Annotated in this window: 22 protein-coding genes and 1 tRNA gene; 8 read left to right on the top strand and 15 right to left on the bottom strand. The window is 71.4% G+C overall.

What is annotated here, in order from left to right; translation table 11 throughout:
- Position 1: 1 nt before the first annotated feature.
- Positions 2-1,255 carry a Glu/Leu/Phe/Val family dehydrogenase gene (locus HPS36_RS01330; protein ID WP_173228210.1) on the bottom strand — a complete coding sequence of 418 codons (1,254 nt, stop codon included), beginning with the start codon at positions 1,253-1,255 and terminating at the stop codon, positions 2-4.
- 69 nt (positions 1,256-1,324) lie between these two features.
- Positions 1,325-2,185: an HpcH/HpaI aldolase/citrate lyase family protein gene (locus tag HPS36_RS01325; RefSeq protein ID WP_173228209.1), complete on the bottom strand. Its 861-nt coding sequence runs from the start codon at positions 2,183-2,185 to the stop codon at positions 1,325-1,327.
- A gap of 87 nt (positions 2,186-2,272) precedes the next feature.
- Here HPS36_RS01325 and HPS36_RS01320 point away from each other — a divergent pair, with 87 nt between their 5' ends.
- Positions 2,273-2,749: a MaoC family dehydratase gene (locus tag HPS36_RS01320; protein ID WP_137715499.1), complete on the top strand. Its 477-nt coding sequence runs from the start codon at positions 2,273-2,275 to the stop codon at positions 2,747-2,749.
- Positions 2,750-2,765: 16 nt separating this feature from the next.
- Here HPS36_RS01320 and cyaB read toward each other — a convergent pair whose 3' ends face one another.
- The gene (gene cyaB / locus HPS36_RS01315) at positions 2,766-3,332 is read right to left on the bottom strand and encodes a class IV adenylate cyclase (RefSeq protein ID WP_173228208.1); all 567 of its coding nucleotides are present in this window, start codon (positions 3,330-3,332) and stop codon (positions 2,766-2,768) included.
- Between the two features lie 173 nt (positions 3,333-3,505).
- On the opposite strand from cyaB, the gene HPS36_RS01310 reads away from it, so the two are divergent.
- Positions 3,506-4,441: an FKBP-type peptidyl-prolyl cis-trans isomerase gene (locus HPS36_RS01310; RefSeq protein WP_173228207.1), complete on the top strand. Its 936-nt coding sequence runs from the start codon at positions 3,506-3,508 to the stop codon at positions 4,439-4,441.
- A gap of 139 nt (positions 4,442-4,580) precedes the next feature.
- A complete protein-coding gene (locus HPS36_RS01305) occupies positions 4,581-4,841 on the top strand; it encodes a hypothetical protein (RefSeq protein WP_173228206.1) in 261 nt (86 codons plus the stop codon).
- Between the two features lie 24 nt (positions 4,842-4,865).
- Here HPS36_RS01305 and HPS36_RS01300 read toward each other — a convergent pair whose 3' ends face one another.
- The 4 genes from HPS36_RS01300 to HPS36_RS01285 form a co-directional block, all read right to left on the bottom strand.
- Positions 4,866-5,486: an RAD55 family ATPase gene (locus tag HPS36_RS01300; RefSeq protein ID WP_173228205.1), complete on the bottom strand. Its 621-nt coding sequence runs from the start codon at positions 5,484-5,486 to the stop codon at positions 4,866-4,868.
- 104 nt (positions 5,487-5,590) lie between these two features.
- On the bottom strand, positions 5,591-6,289 hold the full coding sequence (locus HPS36_RS01295) for a nucleotide-binding protein (protein ID WP_173228204.1): 699 nt from the start codon (positions 6,287-6,289) through the stop codon (positions 5,591-5,593).
- 98 nt (positions 6,290-6,387) lie between these two features.
- Positions 6,388-6,762, bottom strand: coding sequence for a YlbF family regulator (locus HPS36_RS01290; RefSeq protein ID WP_137715505.1), 375 nt, complete (start codon positions 6,760-6,762; stop codon positions 6,388-6,390).
- 69 nt (positions 6,763-6,831) lie between these two features.
- A complete protein-coding gene (locus HPS36_RS01285; protein ID WP_173228203.1) occupies positions 6,832-7,491 on the bottom strand; it encodes an alpha/beta hydrolase in 660 nt (219 codons plus the stop codon).
- A 105-nt stretch (positions 7,492-7,596) separates the two neighbouring features.
- Here HPS36_RS01285 and HPS36_RS01280 point away from each other — a divergent pair, with 105 nt between their 5' ends.
- On the top strand, positions 7,597-8,295 hold the full coding sequence (locus tag HPS36_RS01280) for a hypothetical protein (RefSeq protein ID WP_173228202.1): 699 nt from the start codon (positions 7,597-7,599) through the stop codon (positions 8,293-8,295).
- A gap of 93 nt (positions 8,296-8,388) precedes the next feature.
- The gene (gene dph2, locus HPS36_RS01275) at positions 8,389-9,432 is read left to right on the top strand and encodes a diphthamide biosynthesis enzyme Dph2 (protein WP_137715508.1); all 1,044 of its coding nucleotides are present in this window, start codon (positions 8,389-8,391) and stop codon (positions 9,430-9,432) included.
- Positions 9,433-9,535: 103 nt separating this feature from the next.
- Here dph2 and HPS36_RS01270 read toward each other — a convergent pair whose 3' ends face one another.
- The 4 genes from HPS36_RS01270 to HPS36_RS01255 all read right to left on the bottom strand — a co-directional run bounded on the left by HPS36_RS01270 (position 9,536) and on the right by HPS36_RS01255 (position 11,641).
- The gene (locus tag HPS36_RS01270; RefSeq protein WP_173228201.1) at positions 9,536-10,342 is read right to left on the bottom strand and encodes a CPBP family intramembrane glutamic endopeptidase; all 807 of its coding nucleotides are present in this window, start codon (positions 10,340-10,342) and stop codon (positions 9,536-9,538) included.
- A gap of 173 nt (positions 10,343-10,515) precedes the next feature.
- Positions 10,516-10,731, bottom strand: coding sequence for a hypothetical protein (locus HPS36_RS01265; protein ID WP_137715509.1), 216 nt, complete (start codon positions 10,729-10,731; stop codon positions 10,516-10,518).
- Positions 10,728-10,928: a hypothetical protein gene (locus tag HPS36_RS01260; RefSeq protein ID WP_007993996.1), complete on the bottom strand. Its 201-nt coding sequence runs from the start codon at positions 10,926-10,928 to the stop codon at positions 10,728-10,730. The genes HPS36_RS01265 and HPS36_RS01260 overlap by 4 nt, the downstream gene beginning before the upstream one ends.
- Positions 10,929-11,191: 263 nt before the next feature.
- Positions 11,192-11,641 (bottom strand): TIGR00725 family protein, encoded by a 450-nt coding sequence (locus tag HPS36_RS01255; RefSeq protein ID WP_173228200.1) that lies wholly within the window; start codon positions 11,639-11,641, stop codon positions 11,192-11,194.
- Positions 11,642-11,778: 137 nt separating this feature from the next.
- Between HPS36_RS01255 and HPS36_RS01250 the strand changes: the two genes are divergently transcribed.
- From HPS36_RS01250 to HPS36_RS01240, 3 genes are all read left to right on the top strand, one after another.
- Positions 11,779-12,435 carry an HAD family hydrolase gene (locus tag HPS36_RS01250; RefSeq protein ID WP_121562044.1) on the top strand — a complete coding sequence of 219 codons (657 nt, stop codon included), beginning with the start codon at positions 11,779-11,781 and terminating at the stop codon, positions 12,433-12,435.
- A 109-nt stretch (positions 12,436-12,544) separates the two neighbouring features.
- Entirely contained in the window at positions 12,545-14,911 is a 2,367-nt protein-coding gene (locus HPS36_RS01245; RefSeq protein WP_173228199.1) for an ATP-dependent DNA helicase, read from the top strand.
- An 87-nt stretch (positions 14,912-14,998) separates the two neighbouring features.
- Complete coding sequence (locus HPS36_RS01240; protein ID WP_173228198.1) at positions 14,999-15,151, top strand: hypothetical protein; 153 nt, start codon at positions 14,999-15,001, stop codon at positions 15,149-15,151.
- Positions 15,152-15,161: 10 nt separating this feature from the next.
- Here HPS36_RS01240 and HPS36_RS01235 read toward each other — a convergent pair whose 3' ends face one another.
- The 4 genes from HPS36_RS01235 to HPS36_RS01220 form a co-directional block, all read right to left on the bottom strand.
- Positions 15,162-16,337, bottom strand: a complete 1,176-nt coding sequence (locus HPS36_RS01235) for a M24 family metallopeptidase (RefSeq protein ID WP_173228197.1) — start codon at positions 16,335-16,337, stop codon at positions 15,162-15,164.
- A gap of 94 nt (positions 16,338-16,431) precedes the next feature.
- The gene (locus HPS36_RS01230) at positions 16,432-17,043 is read right to left on the bottom strand and encodes a translation initiation factor IF-2 subunit beta (RefSeq protein ID WP_121562047.1); all 612 of its coding nucleotides are present in this window, start codon (positions 17,041-17,043) and stop codon (positions 16,432-16,434) included.
- Positions 17,044-17,268: 225 nt separating this feature from the next.
- Positions 17,269-17,343, bottom strand: a tRNA-Met gene (locus HPS36_RS01225).
- Between the two features lie 138 nt (positions 17,344-17,481).
- Complete coding sequence (locus HPS36_RS01220; protein WP_137715512.1) at positions 17,482-17,718, bottom strand: hypothetical protein; 237 nt, start codon at positions 17,716-17,718, stop codon at positions 17,482-17,484.
- Positions 17,719-17,755 lie beyond the last annotated feature (37 nt).

Raw genomic sequence — 17,755 nt, 5'->3', positions numbered from 1 at the left:
GCTACGGCCAGCTACCGGCCTGGTCGTACGCGTCCACGATCCGACCGATGCCGACGACGTACGCCGCGGTGCGGAGGGTGCCGACGTCGTTCGACTCGTAGGTGTCGACCAGGGTGTCGAACGCCTCCGTGATCACCCGTTCGAGCTCCTCGTTGACGCGCTCCTCGGTCCAGCTGAACCGCTGTCGGTTCTGGACCCACTCGAAGTACGAGACGGTGACACCGCCGGCGTTCGCGAGGATGTCGGGGACGACGTGGACGTCGCGGTCGGCGAGCACGTCGTCGGCGTCCGGCGTGAGCGGCCCGTTCGCCGCCTCGACGATCAGGTCGGCGGCGACGTCCCTCGCGAGGGCCTCGTCGACCGCGTTCTCCAGCGCGGCCGGGACGAGGCAGTCGACGTCGAGCGTGAGCAGCTCGTCGTTCGTGAGCGCGTCGGCGCCCGGGTAGCCGGTCACCGACCCGGTCTCGGACTTGTGCGCCTTCACGTCGCGGGGGGCGAGGCCGTCCGGGTCGCGAACGCCGCCGGAGGAGTCGGACACCGCGACCACGTCCGCGCCGAGGTCGTCGAGCAGCGCGGCGGCGACGGAGCCGGCGTTGCCGTACCCCTGGACGGCGACCGTCGCGCCCTCCAGGTCGCGGTCGAGCCAGTCGAACGCCTCGCGCGTCGACAGCGCCACGGAGCGCCCCGTCGCCTCGACGCGGCCCTCGCTGCCGCCGGAGTCGAGCGCCTTCCCGGTGATGACGCCGGGCGCGGTGGTGTTCTCTAGGGTCTCGTAGGTGTCTTTGATCCAGTTCATCTCCCGCTGGCCGGTGTTGACGTCCGGCGCGGGGATGTCGCGGTCCTCGCCGATCAGGGGGCGCAGCTCGGTCGCGAACGCCCGGGTGATGCGCTCTAACTCCTCCTCGGAGTAGTCGGCCGGATCGATGGCGATCCCCCCTTTCCCGCCGCCGTAGGGCACGTCGACGACCGCGCACTTGTACGCCATCCAGCCGGACAGCGCCTTCACCTCGTCGCGGGTGACGCCCGGGTGATAGCGGATGCCGCCCTTGTACGGGCCGCGGTCGCCGTTGAACTGCGAGCGGTAGGCGCGCACCGTCTCCAGCGAGCCGTCGTCGCGCTCGAACGTGAGGTTCGTCTCCAGCACTCGCTCCGGGTTCTTCAGGCGCTCGATGACGCCCGGGGCGGCGTCGACGACCGCCGCGGCGTCGTCCACCTGCTCTCGCAGACTCTCGAACGGGTTCGCCTCAGAAGACATGCCAGTACGTGCTGGTGGACGGGGGTTAATTGTGACGGACGACCGGGACGATCCCGCGGCGGGCGGACGCTACCGGTCGGCGTCGGGCGCGCGGTCCAGGATCCGCTCCGCCTGCGCGATGAGCGGGGCGTCGATCATCTCGCCGTCGACCTGGAAGACGGCCCTCCCCTCCCGCTCCGCCTCGTCGCGCGCGTCGAGGACCCGCTCGGCCCACGCCACGTCCTCGGGGTCCGGGGTGAACGCCTCGGTGATCGGGCCCACCTGCGCCGGGTGGATGGCGAGCTTCCCGTCGTAGCCGAGCCGCCGCGCGAACGCCGCGTCCTCGCGGAGCCCCGCCTCGTCGGAGAAGTCCGTGAACACCGTGTCGACCGCGTCGACCCCGGCCGCGCTCGCCGCGAGGACGACGTGCTCGCGGGCGTACAGCACCTCGGTCCCCTCGTCGGTCCGGGTCGCGCCCACGTCGGCGGCGAGGTCCTCGGCGCCGAAGACGAGCGCGTCGGTCGCGTCCGCGGCCGCGATCGACTGCGCCGAGAGCACGCCGGCGGCGGTCTCGACGAGCGCGAACACGGCGGGGTCGCGCCCGCGCTCGGCGCACAGCGCGGCGACGCGCTCGACCCGGTCGGCGGCCTCGACCTTCGGGAGCATCACCGCGTCGAGGCGGACCGACTCGTTCGAGGGGTCGCCCCCGTCGAGGACGCCGTCCAGATCAGCCGCGGGCGACTCGGCGGTCAGCCGGACGCAGACCTCGGCGTCCGGGTCGAACGCGGGGTCCGCGAGCACGTCGCGGACCGCCGCCCTCGCCTCGTCCTTCCGACCGGGCGCGACGGCGTCTTCGAGGTCGAAGCAGATCACGTCGGCGCCGGCCCCGGGCGCCTTCCGCATGAGCTCGGGGCTGTCGCCGGGCGAGAACAGCAGGCTTCGGCGTGGCATGTGCGGAGGTCCGCGGGCGCGCGGCTAAAAGCCGCCGGCCGCGCCGAGAGCGGTACCGATTTCACGGCGCCGGCCGAGCGGGCGGCCATGCCCGGACTGTACTACGAGGAGTTCGCGGTCGGCGAGACGATAGACCACGCCAAGCGACGGACCATCAGCGAGGCGGACAACCAGCGCTTCTGCGACATGACGATGAACCAGCAGCCGCTCCACCTCGACGGCGACTTCGCCGCCGAGACGCAGTTCGGCGAGCGCTTGGTGAACGGCCTGTACACCATGTCGCTCGCGGTCGGCCTTTCCATCCCGGAGACGACCGACGGGACCATCGTCGCGAACCTGTCGTACGACGAGGTGGAACACCCGAACCCCGTCTTCCACGGCGACACGATCCGCGCGCGGTCGACGGTCACCGACAAGCGGGAGACGAGCGACGGCGAGCGCGGCGTCGTCACGATGCGCGTGGAGGCGTTCAAGGTCGTCGACGGGGACGACGACGTCCTCGTCTGCGAGTTCGAGCGCACCGTCCTCTCGGAGAAGCGACCGGCGGACGAGGGGGACGACTGAGCGGGCTCCGCTGGCCTCAGTCGTCCGCCGCGGCCAACAGCAGCCCGAGGTAGGAGGTCCGGACCTGCTCGGCCGCGTCGAGGCCGAGCCGGTCGAGCGCCGCGACCGCCGCCTCGCGCGCCGCGTCGACCTCGGTTTCGGCCCCGACGGTGCGTTCGATCTCGACGTACTCGTCGAGCCCGGCGACGGCGTCGAGCGTCACCGTGAAGCCGTCGTACGACCAGAACTCGCGCCGCTTCTCGACGGTCGCCGCCGGCTCGAACCCGAGCCCCGAGAGGACCGCGTCGAGGGCCTCGCCGTCGTCGATGCCGGTCTCGTGCTCGGCGCGCGTCTTCGAGGCGTCGTCGAGGAGCGGCCCCTTGTAGGTGACCGTCGCCGCCTCCTCGTCGGTCGCCTCGCCGTCCGAGAGCGGGACCTCGCGGCGGATCCGGAGCGCCTCGTCGGTCTCGGCGAACTCGCGGTGCGGCGCGTCGTAGTAGGTGTCCCGCTGCCGGCGGGCGTCGACGCGCTCGGCGCCGGCCTCCCGGAGGCGCTCCCGCGTCGCGTCCAGGTCGGCAGGGACCTTGATCTCGACCTCGTACATGCCCGAGGGTGCGGCCGGGGCGTTCATAAGCGGCGCGGGACGCCGCGCCGGTCCGGGACGGTACCGTCGGCCCCTTGGGGCGCGTCGTCCGCCGAACCGCCGCTGTCTCCCGTTCGCCGGCGGGCTTCGGGCCGAACCGTGCTTCTTAAGGGTGTAACAGGTGACCTTCAGGTATGAGCGATCAGGAGCAAGCGGACGCGGCCGAGGAGGCCGAGGAGACCGAGACCGAGACTGACGCCGACGGACTCGAAGACGGCGACTTCGTCCGCGTCGCGTACACGATCCGCACGGCCGACGACGACCGCGTCATCGACACGACCGACAAGGAGACGGCCGAGGACGCCGAGATCGACGTCGACGAGTACGAGTTCGAGCCCCGCATCATCGCGCTCGGCGCCGGCCACGTGTTCCCCTCCGTCGAGGAGGCCTTCATCGGCGCCGAGGTCGGCGACGAGGGCACGGTCGACGTCCCCGCCGAGGACGCGTTCGGCGAGTACGACCCCGACGAGGTCGAGACGGTCAAGGCCGACAAGATCCCCGAGGACAGCCGCTACCCCGGCGCGCAGGTCCAGATCGACAACCAGCAGGGCCACCTGGAGACGATCATCGGCGGCCGCGCCCGCGTCGACTTCAACCACCCGCTCGCCGGCGAGGACCTCGAGTACGAGTACGAGATCCTCGAAGTTATCGACGACCGCGAGGAGCAGGCGTCCGGCATGCTCGGCATGTACCTCCAGGAGGCGCCGGAGGTCCGCATCGAGACGGTCACCGAGGAGGAGGAGACCGTCACCGAGGACGACGACGGCGAGGAAACCGTCGAGACCGAGGAGGTCGAGAAGGAGGTCCTCTACGTCACGGCGACGCAGGCGATGCAGATGAACCAGCAGTGGATGTTCCAGAAACAGCAGATCGCGCAGGACCTCATGGACCGCCTCGACCTCGATCGCGTCGTGATCGAGGAGGTCATCGAGGGCGGCGGCATGGGCGGTCTCGGCGGCATGATGGGCGGCATGGGCGGCGCCGGCGCCGGCGACGTGGACATCGAGGAGGCGCTCGAAGACGTCGACGTCGACGCAGACGAGATCGTCGACGAGATCGACGAAGAGTAACCCGCTTCTGCCGGCCTCGGTTCGGCCGTTTTTCCCTCGCCGAGCGACGGCGTTCGCGCGCATGCGCCGGACGACCACGGCGGTGAGCGGGCGTCCGGCGAACGGATCCCTTTTGGCCGCCGCCGCGTCCACACCGAGTATGGAGATCGAACGGGCGCGCGAGGACGCGGTCGTCGCCGGGGTCGCGGGCGCGGCGACGGTCGGGGTCGCGCTGCTGTCGAGTTTCACCGGCGTCGTCTCCGTGGCGACGCTGCCGACGCTGGCGCCGCTCGCCGTCTACGCGCTGTACCTCTTCTCGCGGAAGGGCGGGCCGTACGGCGCGTTCGACACCGCGCGGAACTGGGCGGTCGCGGCGGCCGTCGCGGGCGTCCTCGTGGTCCTCGCGTCCGCGGCGCTGTAATCCGCGTCGGGGCGACCGACCGCGTCAGGCGATGTCGCGGCTCGTGTCGACCGCGACCGTGTCCGTGAGCTTCAGCTTCAGCGGCTCTTCGAGGGCCGCGCCGCCCCGGTACTTGGGGACGACGAGGCGGTTCGCGATCTCGGTCCCGGTGACGGTCGTGCGCAGGTCGAACACCACGTCCGCGACCTGCTCCGTGACCCGCCGCGTCCGCGGGTCCTCGCCGCCGCGGAGCGCGTGGAGCAGCGCGACACCGCCGGCGTCGTCGACCCGGGACCGCAGGTCGTCGAGGAACTCGGCGTACGCAGCCGGCGCCGCGCCGTCCTCCAGCGGCTCGACGGAGTCGACGATCAGCGTGCCGGCTTCGGGGAGGTCGCCAGTCAGCGCCGCGGCCTCGTCGAGGTCGCCGACTTCCGTCGTGGCCTCGACGGTCGTCTCCTCGTCGCCGTCGCCGCTCAGCGCCGCCTCCACCGCGTCGGCGGAGCGGACGGTGGTCAGGTAGCGACACCGGCGGACCCGGGCGAACCGGTCCAGGATGAGCTCTGACTGGCTGTCCGGGTTCGCCTTCAACACGACGACGCTACCGCTCGGGAGCCCCCCGCCGAACTGTCGGTCCAGCACCGAGATCCCAGTCGGAAGCGTCTCCATACGATCGCTGCCGCCCGTGGAGGCTTGGGTCTGTCGATGGCGGCCCTCTCGGCCGGTCGCGACCCCGTCGTCCGCCGCTCCGGCGTCGCCCGTAGGCGCGATCCTCACGCGACCTGCCACCCGCTCGCCGCCGCGGTCTCGCAGAGCCGCGAGGCGAGGTCGTCGTACGCGCTCCGGACGGCCGGGTCGGACAGCGGGGCGCCGCCGCCGTCCGGGATCGCGCCGAGGACGGGACAGCCGAGCAGGCTCGCCACTCGGTCCGGCACGCTCGCCTCCCCGATCACGACCGCGCCGACCGCCGGGCAGCCGAGCCGCCGGGCGATCGCCGCCGTCTTCGCGGCGTCGCGGAGCGCGGCGCGCCTAAGCGGCGTCGCGATCAGCGCGCGGTCCGCCGCCCGCAGGGGCGCGGCCACGTCCGGCGACGCGCCCGCGGGACTGTCGAGCAGTACCGGCGCCCCGTCCGGCGTCGCCCCCGCGAGGGCGTCGAACGTCGCGCCGGCGTCGACCGACCGCGGCGCGTCCGGCGCCGCGAGGACCGTCGGGGCCGAGCGGTCCGGACGGATCGGCTCAGCGTCGCGAATCGCGTCGAGGACGGTCCGCGCCGCCGCCTCGTCGGCGCGGCCGCCGGGGTCGACCCTCGGCGGCTCGGCGCCGGTTTCCGCGGCCAACCGCGCGAGGTTCGGCAGGTCCCAGTCGGCGTCGGCCGCGACCACCGGCGCGCCGCGCCGCGAGAGCGCGCGGGCGAGCCCGAGGGTAGTCGTCGTCTTTCCGCTTCCGCCCTTCCCGCCGGCGACGGCTATCACGGCGAGGATGGGTCGGGATCCGGGATAAGGAGTCGGTCGGCGACGCGCCGCGGTGCGGTGATTTCTTCGGCGCAGTCAAGACGGGACCGGCCCGCGGGTCAGTCCTGACAGCAGCCGCCGGCCTCGCCGCCGAAGTCCACCGCGAGCGGCTCCGAGATGGCCTCGTTGACCGCTTCGAGCGTGTCCTCCAGTTCCTCCTGCGCGTCGAGGTACTCGCTCATCACCGGCATCGAGTGGAGCTCGTCTTGCGCCTCCTGGACGCGCTGGAGCTCGGCGTTCGTCGCCTGCCCGGTCTGCCGGGCCTGCATGAACTCCGCGCGGAGCTGCTCGAACTCGTCGATTCGCTGCTGGACCTCCTCGTCGCGCTGGACCGCGGCTCTCGCCTCCTCGAAGCGCTCGTACTCCGGGGTTTCGGCGATCCGCTCGCCGAGCTCTCGGCCGAGGTCCTCGATGGAGACCTGTTCGACGCTCATACCCGAACGTCGTGGGCGAGCGGTTTGAACCTGCCGGAGCCGGGGCTCCGAGTCGGTTTCCCGCGCGCCCTACGCCGTCCGCGACCCGACGAACTCGACGACCGCTTCGAGCTCCTGCGGGCCGATGCCGTGCCCGCCCGGGAAGCTCCCGTGAGCGACGTCGGCGCCGACGGCTTCAAGCCGTTCGACCGCCGCCTGCGTCCGCGACTCGGGGATCACGCGGTCGCCGGCGCCCGCGCCGACGAAGACCGGCTTGCCCTCGATGCCCGCCGGGTCGAGGTCGGCGTGCGACTCCGCGAGGTAGCCGTGGAGCGCGACGACCCACGCGTAGCGGTCGGGGGCTTCGAGGAGGAGCGAGAGGCTCGTGATCGCGCCCTGGCTGAACCCGAGCAGGCCGATCCGGTCGGCGTCGAGCCCGTACGCGTCGACGGCGCCCTCGACGCTCTCGACGATCAGATCGAGGCTCCGGCGGAAGTCCTCGGAGTCCGGCTGGCTCGACTCCAGCCCGCCCGCCGAGAGGTCGAGTTCGTACCACGTGTACCCGCCCTGGAGCGGGTCGGGCGCGCGGAGGCTGACGACGTGGCGGTCGCCCGGCAGCTCGGCGGCGACGGGGAGCAAGTCCTCCTCGTCGGCGCCGCGGCCGTGGAGGACGAAGACGGCGGGCGCGGGCTCGCCGTCGGCCTCGTCGTCCGGCGCGACGTGAACGTGTTCGAGCGGAATGTCGGTCATCGGTGCGCGGTTGGCGAGGGCGGCGGTTAGGTCCGTCGGCCGCGGCAGCGCGTCCTCCCCGGGCGCCACAGGATACTTGCCCGCTCCCGGAGTAGCACCGGTCGCATGCGTCCCCGCGCCCTCCCCCTGTTGGTCGCACTGCTCCTCTGCGCGACCGCGGCGGTCGCCGTCCCGGCCGTCGACGCCCGCGCCCCGCCGACGCCCGTCTGCGGCGTCTGCGATCTCGACCGAACCACGCCGAGCGGCGAGCGCGTGGTCGCCGGCGAGAGCGAACTGACCGTCACGATTCACGCGAACGGCTCGACCACCTGGCGGGCGCGCGCCGACCTCGCGGCCGGCGCGGAGGCGCTCGCGGCGAACGAGTCCCTCCGTCGCGCGGTCGCGGCCGAGGCGGCCCGGGACGGCGTCGCGGAGCCGAGGGACCTCAGCGCCCGGCTCGATGGCGATACGCTCGTCGTCGACTACCGCGACCCGAACGCGACGGAGCGGCACCTCGGCGTCGCGGTCTTCACTCCCTTGACGCCCGCCTCGCCCTCGACTCCCTTCGTCATGGGCGGCGAGGGCGCGCGGTACCTCGCCGCCGACCGCCTCACGGTCCGCGGCGAGCCGGGGTGGGCGGTCCGCGGCGACGCGCCCGGCGGCTCCGACACCGAGTTGGTCTGGTCCCCTCGGGACGCCGCACGCGACGACGCCGGGCGAGCGCCGTTCGACGTCGCCCGCGACCCGGTCGCCGTCGAGAAGGGAGCGATCCTCCCCGGACCGAGGGCGTGGATCGCCCGACTGCTCGCCGCCGACGGCCCCTGAACTCCCGGCGGGCCAGCGACGGTCGCGACCGCCCGGAACGACGCTCGGGGTCGAACGCGCCGTTTAACCGTCCAGCCGCACAATTCGGTCGACATGAGCGGCTCTACTGAGGGCGACCTGACGAAGACGGGGATGGCCCTCAAACACGACCGAGAGTGGGACTACGAACTCGACCGGATCCTCGAAGCCATCGAGGAGCGCGACGCCTCGAAGGTCGGCCTCCAGTTCCCCGAGGGACTGAAGCGCCGCGGCCCGAAGGTCGCCGACGACCTCCGCGAGGTCGCGCCCGACGACGTGACGTTCATGCTCTCCGGGCAGCCCTGTTACGGCGCCTGCGACCTCGACACGTACCTGATGCGCCGGACGGACGTGTTCGTCCACTTCGGCCACACGCCGATGAAGGAGTCCGACAGCATCGTCTACGTTCCCCTCTTCTCGAACGTCGACCCCTTCCCGATCATGGAGGACGCGCTCGACGAGGAACTGGCGCCCCCCGAGGAGGACCCTGACGTGGGCCTCGTCACGACGGCCCAGCACATGAACCGCTTCGAGGAGATGACCGACTGGTTAGAGGAGCGCGGCTACGAGGTCCACACCCGCCGGGGCGACGATCGCCTCACCAAGGAGGGGCAGGTGCTCGGCTGTAACTACGCCTCCGCGGACATCGACGCCGAGCAGGTGCTGTACGTCGGCGGCGGGAAGTTCCACCCGGTCGGGCTCGCCATGGAGCACCCGGACAAGCGCGTCGTCATCGCTGACCCCGTCAACAACGCGGTGTCGATCGCCGAGCACGACCAGTTCCTCAAGCAGCGGTACGCCGCGGTCCACAAGGCGATGGACGCCGAGAAGTGGGGCGTCATCTTCTGTACGAAGATCGGCCAGGGCCGCTGGGAGAAGGCCCAGGAGATCGTCGACAACAACGAGAACGCCTACCTGATCACCATGGACGAGGTGACGCCGGACCGCCTGCGCAACTTCGACATGGACGCGTTCGTCAACACCGGCTGTCCGCGGATCACGACCGACGACGGCCCGCGCTTCCACAAGCCGATGCTGACGCCCGGCGAGTACGAGGCCGCCATCGGCGAGAAGCCGCTCGACTCGATCGAGTTCGACACGTTCCACGACACCTGGTAGGGCGGCGCAGCGGAGGCAACAGCTTTCTTGCTCCCGATCACTCCCGCGGCGGGGGCCACACATCGCTCCCGCTCCCGTCGAAACCAGTGACTGACGGGCGTCTTCATCCGGGCGTGACGGCGCCTGCCGGCACCATCGCCCGCCCGTGCCGGAGCGCGAGAACGAAGACTATCGCCCACCACAGGCCCGCCCCGACGACTACTGGGACGAGCCCCGTTCCGTCCAGCACGCCGCCGGACCCCGATAGGACCGGCCCTAAATTCACGGTTCCGTGCATCAGCATCAGCGGGAGCACGCTGCCCTCGGTGAGGTTCACGAGCGCCCCGAACACCGCGGACGCGCCGACGACGAACAGCGTGTACTGGGCGAGGAAGGCCGGTTCGAGCGTGTACTGCTCGTGACCGATGAACAGCGGGAGATGCCAGACCCACCAGAGGACGCCGATCCCGAGTCCGGCGGTCAGTACGGACGTCGACTCCTGAACACGCGGCTGGAGGAATCCGCGCCAGCCGATCTCTTCGACACCGCCCAAGAGGAGCACCTGTGCGACCACGAACAGCGCGATGGCGGGCAGGCTCCCGGGCGGCGAGTAGGACACCGATCCCCCGCCGAGCGAACGGACGACGGGCTGGACGTTCGTGATGAACAACGGGACGAGAAGGGCGGCACCAAACAGGACGGGACGAAGTCGCCAGTCGAGCACACGTCCGAGCCACTCCCGGACCGAGAGGTTCCCGGCCCAGACGACCGCGAGCGCGGCGATCGGGACGCCCCACTGTCGCCCCAGGGTGACGGGGAGGAGTTCGCCCCAGTCGAAGACGTAGTAGAGCGCATCCCACGTCCACGTCCAGCCGAAGGCGACGAGCACGAAAGCCGCGATCTCGTGCGTCCGAGCCCATTCTCTGATCATATTCGACGGAATGTCATTAATCTGTGAAAAATATTGCTCGAACCGACTGCCGACTCTCCCGTCCGGCCTCCCTCACGTCTCGCCATCGAGTGAGCGGGAGGCGGTTGAATCGGCCGAGGCGCGCTCCGTGTCACACACGGCTACGGGAGCGCCGTCCTCGTCCTGAATGTTCCTCACGCCTCGTCGGGCGGGTTCACGAAGAGCCCGTCGACCACGAGGGCGCCGGCCGCGAGCGAGCCGCCGGCGACGGGGACCGTGTACCCGCGGGCGACGAGCGACGCGGCCGCGTACGCGGCGCAGAAGGCGAGCGGGATGGCGAGCAGGAGGAGGTCGGCGCGCTCGATTTCGTCGAGAGCGCTCGACCCCGCCCTCCGGTGCCGCCCGCTCATTCCATGTACCCCAGATCCCGGAGCTTCTGGGCGATCTGTTTCGCCTCCGCCTCGGAGACCCCCTCGTCGGACTCCATCTCCTGGACGACGACGTGTTTCACGAACTCCTTGACCGAGCCGAACGGCTCGTCTTCGATGTACGCCTCCACGTCCGCGACGAACTCCTTCCGCAGCGAGATCGTGGTGTAATCGCTCATTGCCGGATCCGTTTCGCCGCGGCCTGATAAATCTTAATTACATCTAATTACCGAGTTCGCGCCCGGAGTCGATCCCGCAGTCACGTCCGATGACGGATGAGATGGGCCCGGCGTCGCCGAGCGCCGGTGCGCTCGTCGAGGCGTGGCGAACTGCGAGCGGTTCGGTCGGAGCCACCGGCGGTGCCGGAGCTGTAAACCGCGGTTCTGCCCCGGACTTCTCTGATAACACGCCCGACCGGCGGCCGAGCGTCGACCCTACCCCGTCAGTCCGTCCGCGCGGCCCGTTCGACGTACTCGACCGCCGCCGCGGGCGAGTCGACGGCCTCGACCCCGTCGACGGCGTGGGTGTCGAGCCCGGCCACGGGGCGCCCCTGCGCGAGCGCGAGCCCGATCTCGGAGAGCGTGCCGCCCGCGCCGTCGACCGCGACGGCGGCGTCGCCGTTCATCACGACGAGCGCGTTGCGCGCGTGGCCCATCCCCGTCGCGATCGGGGTCGTGACGTGTGGGTTCGCGTCCCCGCGGTCGTCCGTCGGGAGGATCCCGATCGTCTCGCCGCCCGCCGCGCGGGCCCCGCGGCAGACCGCCTCCATGACGCCCCCCAGCCCGCCGCAGACGACGACGTGGCCGCGCTCCGCGAGCCGTTCGCCGAGGGCCTCCGCGACCGCCGCGGTCTCCGGACCGACCGAGCTCCCGCCGATGACGCTGACGCGCATACGGGGCCCACGGCCCGCGACCGGGTAAAACCGCCCGACGCCTCCCGCCCGTCGACGGAGCGACGGGGGCTCGCGTCGATTCTCGCCGGTGAGACCGCCACTGAAACCCTTATCCCGCCTCGCCGTGAATAGGTGCTATGACGTACGATACCGTCGTGTTCGACAACGACGGTGTCCTCGTGGGCCGCACGCGCTTCGACGTGCTCCGGGACGCGACCCGGGACGCGTTCGAAGAGTGCGGCGTCGAGGAGCCCGATCCGGACGACGTAGAGCAGATGACCATCGGTGCGACCCCCGGCAGCGTCGGCACCGTCTGCCAGACGTACGACCTCGATCCGGGGTCGTTCTGGCGGACGCGCGACGACGTGGTGTCGCGGGCCCAACAGCAGGAGGCCCGCGAGGGGCGCAAGACCCCGTACGACGACCTCGACGAGCTCCAGGACCTCGACGTCCAGATGGGGATCGTCTCGTCGAACCAGCAGGCGACCGTCGACTTCCTCGTCGACCACTTCGACGGCTTCGACCGCATGGGCGCCGCGTACGGCCGCGAGCCGACGATCCACTCGCTCCAGCTCCGCAAGCCGAACCCCCACTACATCGAGCAGGCGCTCGGCGACCTCGACGCCGACAACGCCCTGTTCGTCGGCGACAACGAGTCGGACGTGCGCGCCGCCGAGAACGCCGGCATCGACTCGGCGTTCATCCGCCGTCCCCACCGCCGCGACTGGGAGCTGAACGTCTGGCCGACCTGGGAGATAGAGCGGCTCTCCGACCTCCACGACATCGTGGAGTGAGGCCGCACCGCCTCCGCGCCGCCCTCGGCCGCGACAGCGACGCGTCGCGGACCCCCCGCGCCGTGCCGCCGATGAAGCGTTTAACTCGGATGGCGCGTAACTCGCCCTCGTGACCGATTCGCCCCCGTGGGCCGACCTCTTCGGCCACCCCGAACCGTACCCCGAACAGGCCGACGGCATCGACGCCGCCGTCGAGGCCGCCGACGACGGCGGCTTCCTCGCCCTCGAGGGCGCCTGCGGGACGGGGAAGACGATGCTCGCGCTCACCGCGGGCCTCGACCGCGTCCGCGACCCGGACTCCGACTTCGAGCGCGTCTTCGTCCTCACCAGCGTCAAACAGCAGCTGCGCCAGTTCGAGACGGACCTGCGGACGATAAACGGCGACCTCCCCGAGGGGTACGACCCGGTCTCCGGGCTCACCCTCGTCGGCAAGGCGGACGTGTGTCCGTACGCGAGAGAGAACCGCGGCGGGATCGACCGCGAGAACGTCTACGAGCGCTGCGAGGGGCTCCGCGAGCGCACGCGCAACCTCGTCGGCGACGGCGGGGCGACGACGACCTCGAACCTCGTGAGCGAGGCGCGCAGCCAGCAGGTCGGACTCATGGACTCCGGGACCGACGCCGGCTCGCCCGCCGACGGGCCCGCCGCCGACTACCTCTCCGTCGACGGCGAGCCCACTCCGTACCGCCCGGACACCGAGGAGTACGATGACGTCGAGTTCTGCCCGTTCTACGCCGGTTTCCTCGACGACCTCCCGGAGGACGGCGACCCCGCGGAGGCGGTCCCGTTCGACGTAACCGAGCTCGGCCACGTCGACGCCGACGAGCTGGTCCGGCTCGCCGCGGGCCACGGCTCCTGTCCCCACTCGATCATGGGCGCGCTTGTCCCGGAGGTCGAGGTCGTGATCGGCAACTACTACCACGCGTTCGACCCCGTGACGACCGGGACGTTCACCGGCGCGCTGTTGGACGACTCGACGTTCGTCGTCTGCGACGAGGCGCACATGCTCGAACCGCGCGTCCGCGACCTCGTGAGCGACGCGGTCGCCGACGCGAGCCTCCGCGACGCCGAGAACGAGCTCACCCGCGTCGTCCAGCCGCTCTCGTTCGAGTCGGCGGGCGCGGAGTCCGAGGACGCGGCGCTCGTCCGGGGGGAACTGGCGAACGCGGACGTGACCGTCGAGGAAATCGAGGCCGTCCGCGAGTTCTACGCCGACCTCCGCGGCGAGCTCGACCGCCGCGTGACCGCGCACCTCGACCGCGAGCGCCCGGACTGGCGGGCGTCGATGCGCGAACTCGACGACGAGGAGATCCCGCTCCGCGACCCCGAGGAGCCGGGCGAAGACGAGATCACGACCTGGGCGGACCGCGAGGGGTACGGCGAGCGCGTCTGGGCGCGCGCCGAGCAGGTGGGCGCGGTCGTCAAGCGCGTCCTCGACTCGCTGGAGGATGAGGACAAGCAGCGCGCGGCCCCGGGCGTCGGCCGCACCCTCAACGCCTGGTACCGCGAGGGGCACACCGACTTCTTCCGGGCTATCGAGCTCGAACGGACGTTCGACGAGACGGAGCCGCCGGACTCGTGGCGCCGGGCGTACAACGCGCGGCTCGCGCTCCACAACTGCCTGCCGAGCGAGCCGATCGGCGACCGCCTCGCGGAGTTCGGCGGCGGCGTCCTCATGAGCGCGACGCTGGAGCCGATGGACCTCTTCCGGGAGGTGACCGGGCTCGACCACCTCGCGGAGCGCGGTCGCCCGGTCGTCGAGCGGACGTACGGCCTCTCGTTCCCCGCGGAGAACCGCGCGAGCCTCGCGGTCGACGCGCCGAAGTTCACCCACCAGAACCGCGGCGCGCCCGGCGAGGAGAACCCGACGCGGCTCGCGCACCTCGACGCGACGGCCGCGGTCGCGCGCCGCGACGGGAACGTCCTCGTGGGCACCCCGAGCTACGCCGAGGCGACGTGGATGGCCGAGTCGCTCTCGGCGCGGCTCGACAAGCCGGTCCTGCTCGACGAGTCCTCCGGCGACCGCGAGACGGAATCGCTGAAGGACGACTTCTTCGCCGGCGAGGGGAAGGTGCTGGTGACGAGCCTCCGCGGCACGCTCACGGAGGGCGTCGACTACCGCGGCGACCGCCTCGCGGCCGCCGTCGTCTGCGGCGTCCCGATCATCAACACGGCGCGGCCGCAGACGCGGGCGGTGATCACCGCCTACGACCGGCGGTTCGAGTCCGGATTCGAGACGGCGCTCACGGTCCCCGCCGTGCGGAAGGCCCGGCAGGCGGTCGGCCGCGTCATCCGCGGGCCGGACGAGCGGGGCGTCCGCGTCCTGCTCGACGCCCGCTACGCCCGCGACTCGTGGAACGGCGTCCGGGAGTACCTCCCGGCGCACGAGCGCGAGGAGTACCAGCCCGTCAGCCCGGACATGCTGGAGGTCGCGCTCGACCGGTTCGAGTCGCGTTCCTCGGCGACGCCCGAGTGACGCAGGGGCCTCTCGCCGCGTGGTAGGGACTGACTATCGGGGCGGTACGGTGCTCGTAACTATGCTCCGGGGGTGAGTGTAGAGGGTATGTACTCCTCGTTCGAAGCCGAACGCTACCACGTCGTCTGTCGCGAGTGTCCCCTCGAACGCCTCTGTGACGCCTCGACGGACGCGGAGGCGCTCGGTCGGGACCACGTCGCCGACACCGGCCACCGGGTCGCCGTCGAGCGGATCGCCTGAGCGCCCGCGCTCAGACGACGTTCGAGTCGATGTCGCGCGGGTAGTTGGTGAGCCGCTCCGTTCCCGACTCGGTGATCGCGACCGTGTCGGAGTGCCGGTAGCCGTACTCGTCCGTGTAGAGGCCGGGCTCGATGGTGTAGACGTGTCCGGGCGCCATCACCGCGTCGTCGCCGTCGTAGCGCTCGCCCCAGCCGCGGTCGATGTAGGGCGGCTCGTGTGCGCCCAGTCCGATGTTGTGGCCGACGTGGTGCTGCGCGAGGTCGGTCACGCCCTGCTCCTCGAAGTACTCCCAGACGACTCGGTCGACCTCGGCGACCGGTACGCCCGGCCCCAGCGCGTCGATGGCGAGCGTCTGCGCCTCCAACATCAGCTCGAAGTAGTGCTCCTGCTCGTCGTCGTAGTCGCCGACGAACATCGTTCGCTCCAGCTCGGAGCGGTAGCCGTCGACGTTCGCCGTCGCGCCGGTGACGAGCACGTCCCCCTCGGCGAGCCGCTCGTTCGGCGTGTGGCCGTGGGGGAGCGCGGTCTCCTCGCCGGAGATGTAGCCGGCGTGGACCGGACCGTCGCCGCGGACGCGGACGCTGTAGGCGTCACCGAGCGCGTCGAGCATCGCGCGGGAGGCGTCCGCGGAGGCGCGCTGCGAGACGGTCGCCGGGTGCGCGCCCGGCTCGGAGTAGTCGGCGAGGTAGCGGTGGCCGAGGTTCGCCCACTTCGCGGACTCGCGGATCAGGTCGACCTCGGCGTCGGACTTCGCCCAGCGCATCCGGTCGACCCACGACTGCGTCTCGACGTCGAGCGACTCGGAGAAGGCGGGGCCCTCGTATCCCATCACACCCGGCGGCCCGTCCGCGTCGGCGGCGACCGCGTCAGCGCCGAGCCCGTCCAGCATCTCGACGGCGACCGAGACCGGCTCGCCGCCGGGGTAATCGAAGTAGTGATGGACGGCGTCGATCCGCGGGTTGGGCTCGACGCGCTCGACCTCCAGCCGCGGCACGGTGATCTCGACGCGGTCGTCGGTGACCGCGAGGACCACCGGCCGCTCCGTCTGGATGTGGTGGAAGCCGGTGAGGTACTCGATCGCCGTCGCGCCCACCCACGTCGCGGCGTCGGCGTCGGTCGCCGCGAGCCGGTCTCGGACCGCGGCGAGCCGGTCGTCGAAGGCCGACTCGGGGAGTTTCGTGGCCATGCCTCAAGATGTACGAACGGGCCGATAAACGGTCGGGTAGCGGAACGGCGGCGCCGCGCGGGGATACCCCCGGCGCCGCGGTCGCGCCGGCGGCTCAGTCCTCGCGGCGGGCGAACGCGAGGTTGCCGGAGACGTTCTTGATGTAGGCGGTCACGGTCTCGCCCTCCTGTGCGCCGGGAACGAAGATGGTGTACTCGCCGCGCTCGGCGACGCCGTCGCCCTTACGGCCGGTGCCGACGATCTCGAGTTCGTACGTGTTGCCCGACTCGACGGCGTCCTCCTGCCGCTGGGTGTTGGAGGTGTTCTGCTTCGCCACCGGGCGGAAGGCCCCGCAGGCCTCACAGCGGAGCATCGGCGTCCGGTTCTCGGTCTCCAGTCGCGTGTCGGGGAGGCCGCACTCCGAGCAGGTGACGAACGACTCGATGTACGAGTCGATCGCGGCCTGGAAGTCGCGCTCGCGGAAGTTCCCGCTGTAGCGGGCGCGGCCGTCCTCGTACTGGCCCGCGGTCCCCAGCTCCTGCTGGATCTTCGAGTGGACGTGCTCGGGCTCGCGGCTCAGCGCGTCGGCGATCCCGGAGAGGTTCGTCAGGCGGGTGAACGCCCCGTCTTTCTGCCATTCAGGATCGGGGACCGACAGCCGCTCGTCGGAGCCCCCGAGGTCCGGTACCGCATCCATCGCGCGGTCGAGGCTCGATTCGTAATCCATACCCGAGGGAACGACAGCGCGACGGAAATCGCTTCCGGGTTCGGTGGCCGCGGCTCCGAGCGGAGAGAGACGACGCTGGGAGGGTAGCAGCCGGCCAGAAGTAGCGGGAGGTAGATTTGAACCACGGTCACTCCGTTCCCTGGTTCAAATCTTCTCCGAGGCTATCTCGTCGACGACGGCGCTCACGCCTCGCTACGCTCGGCGTTCACGGTCGTCGACAGAAGATAGCGGGAGGTAGATTTGAACTACCGATCTCCGGGTTATGAGCCCGGCGGAATCTCCTGGCTATCCCATCCCGCTATCGTAGCAAAATCGCGTGCGACTGTTAAGGGTTCTGATCCCGACGCCGGTGTGCGATTCGTCCACGCGTCCGCGGCGGTCGCGCGCCCCGGCGGTGGCGACCGAAATCGATGCCCGGCCTCAATCCCGTTCCGTCCGTCACGCCTCGCTCTCCTCCGCGTCGCCCTCCCGCGCCGCGACGGCCTTCGTGCGGATCCGGAGCGCGAGGACCGCGACGAGCGCCAGGCCGACGGTCACCCCGACGTCGGCGGGGTCGCCCGAGAGCGCCCGCTGCGCGGTGAGTCCCGCCATCAGCGCGAACGCGAACGCCAGCAGCCCGGCGATCGGAATCACGTACCCCTCGCCGAGCGGCGACCCGCCGGTCTCGTCGGTCATTTCCCCTCTCTGCGCGGCCGACCGTGAAAAGCCTCCC

The organism is Halorubrum salinarum, from assembly GCF_013267195.1.
Classification (GTDB): domain Archaea; phylum Halobacteriota; class Halobacteria; order Halobacteriales; family Haloferacaceae; genus Halorubrum; species Halorubrum salinarum.
This window is presented reverse-complemented; position numbering and strand designations above follow the sequence as displayed.

Bases quoted from the DNA above. Each gene is read 5' to 3' on its own strand.
- HPS36_RS01330 (WP_173228210.1), bottom strand. From the start codon at position 1,255: ATGTCTTCTGAGGCGAACCCGTTCGAGAGTCTGCGAGAGCAGGTGGAC.
- HPS36_RS01325 (WP_173228209.1), bottom strand. From the start codon at position 2,185: ATGCCACGCCGAAGCCTGCTGTTCTCGCCCGGCGACAGCCCCGAGCTC.
- HPS36_RS01320 (WP_137715499.1), top strand. From the start codon at position 2,273: ATGCCCGGACTGTACTACGAGGAGTTCGCGGTCGGCGAGACGATAGAC.
- cyaB (WP_173228208.1), bottom strand. From the start codon at position 3,332: ATGTACGAGGTCGAGATCAAGGTCCCTGCCGACCTGGACGCGACGCGG.
- HPS36_RS01310 (WP_173228207.1), top strand. From the start codon at position 3,506: ATGAGCGATCAGGAGCAAGCGGACGCGGCCGAGGAGGCCGAGGAGACC.
- HPS36_RS01305 (WP_173228206.1), top strand. From the start codon at position 4,581: ATGGAGATCGAACGGGCGCGCGAGGACGCGGTCGTCGCCGGGGTCGCG.
- HPS36_RS01300 (WP_173228205.1), bottom strand. From the start codon at position 5,486: ATGGAGACGCTTCCGACTGGGATCTCGGTGCTGGACCGACAGTTCGGC.
- HPS36_RS01290 (WP_137715505.1), bottom strand. From the start codon at position 6,762: ATGAGCGTCGAACAGGTCTCCATCGAGGACCTCGGCCGAGAGCTCGGC.
- HPS36_RS01285 (WP_173228203.1), bottom strand. From the start codon at position 7,491: ATGACCGACATTCCGCTCGAACACGTTCACGTCGCGCCGGACGACGAG.
- HPS36_RS01280 (WP_173228202.1), top strand. From the start codon at position 7,597: ATGCGTCCCCGCGCCCTCCCCCTGTTGGTCGCACTGCTCCTCTGCGCG.
- dph2 (WP_137715508.1), top strand. From the start codon at position 8,389: ATGAGCGGCTCTACTGAGGGCGACCTGACGAAGACGGGGATGGCCCTC.
- HPS36_RS01270 (WP_173228201.1), bottom strand. From the start codon at position 10,342: ATGATCAGAGAATGGGCTCGGACGCACGAGATCGCGGCTTTCGTGCTC.
- HPS36_RS01265 (WP_137715509.1), bottom strand. From the start codon at position 10,731: ATGAGCGGGCGGCACCGGAGGGCGGGGTCGAGCGCTCTCGACGAAATC.
- HPS36_RS01260 (WP_007993996.1), bottom strand. From the start codon at position 10,928: ATGAGCGATTACACCACGATCTCGCTGCGGAAGGAGTTCGTCGCGGAC.
- HPS36_RS01255 (WP_173228200.1), bottom strand. From the start codon at position 11,641: ATGCGCGTCAGCGTCATCGGCGGGAGCTCGGTCGGTCCGGAGACCGCG.
- HPS36_RS01250 (WP_121562044.1), top strand. From the start codon at position 11,779: ATGACGTACGATACCGTCGTGTTCGACAACGACGGTGTCCTCGTGGGC.
- HPS36_RS01240 (WP_173228198.1), top strand. From the start codon at position 14,999: ATGTACTCCTCGTTCGAAGCCGAACGCTACCACGTCGTCTGTCGCGAG.
- HPS36_RS01235 (WP_173228197.1), bottom strand. From the start codon at position 16,337: ATGGCCACGAAACTCCCCGAGTCGGCCTTCGACGACCGGCTCGCCGCG.
- HPS36_RS01230 (WP_121562047.1), bottom strand. From the start codon at position 17,043: ATGGATTACGAATCGAGCCTCGACCGCGCGATGGATGCGGTACCGGAC.
- HPS36_RS01220 (WP_137715512.1), bottom strand. From the start codon at position 17,718: ATGACCGACGAGACCGGCGGGTCGCCGCTCGGCGAGGGGTACGTGATT.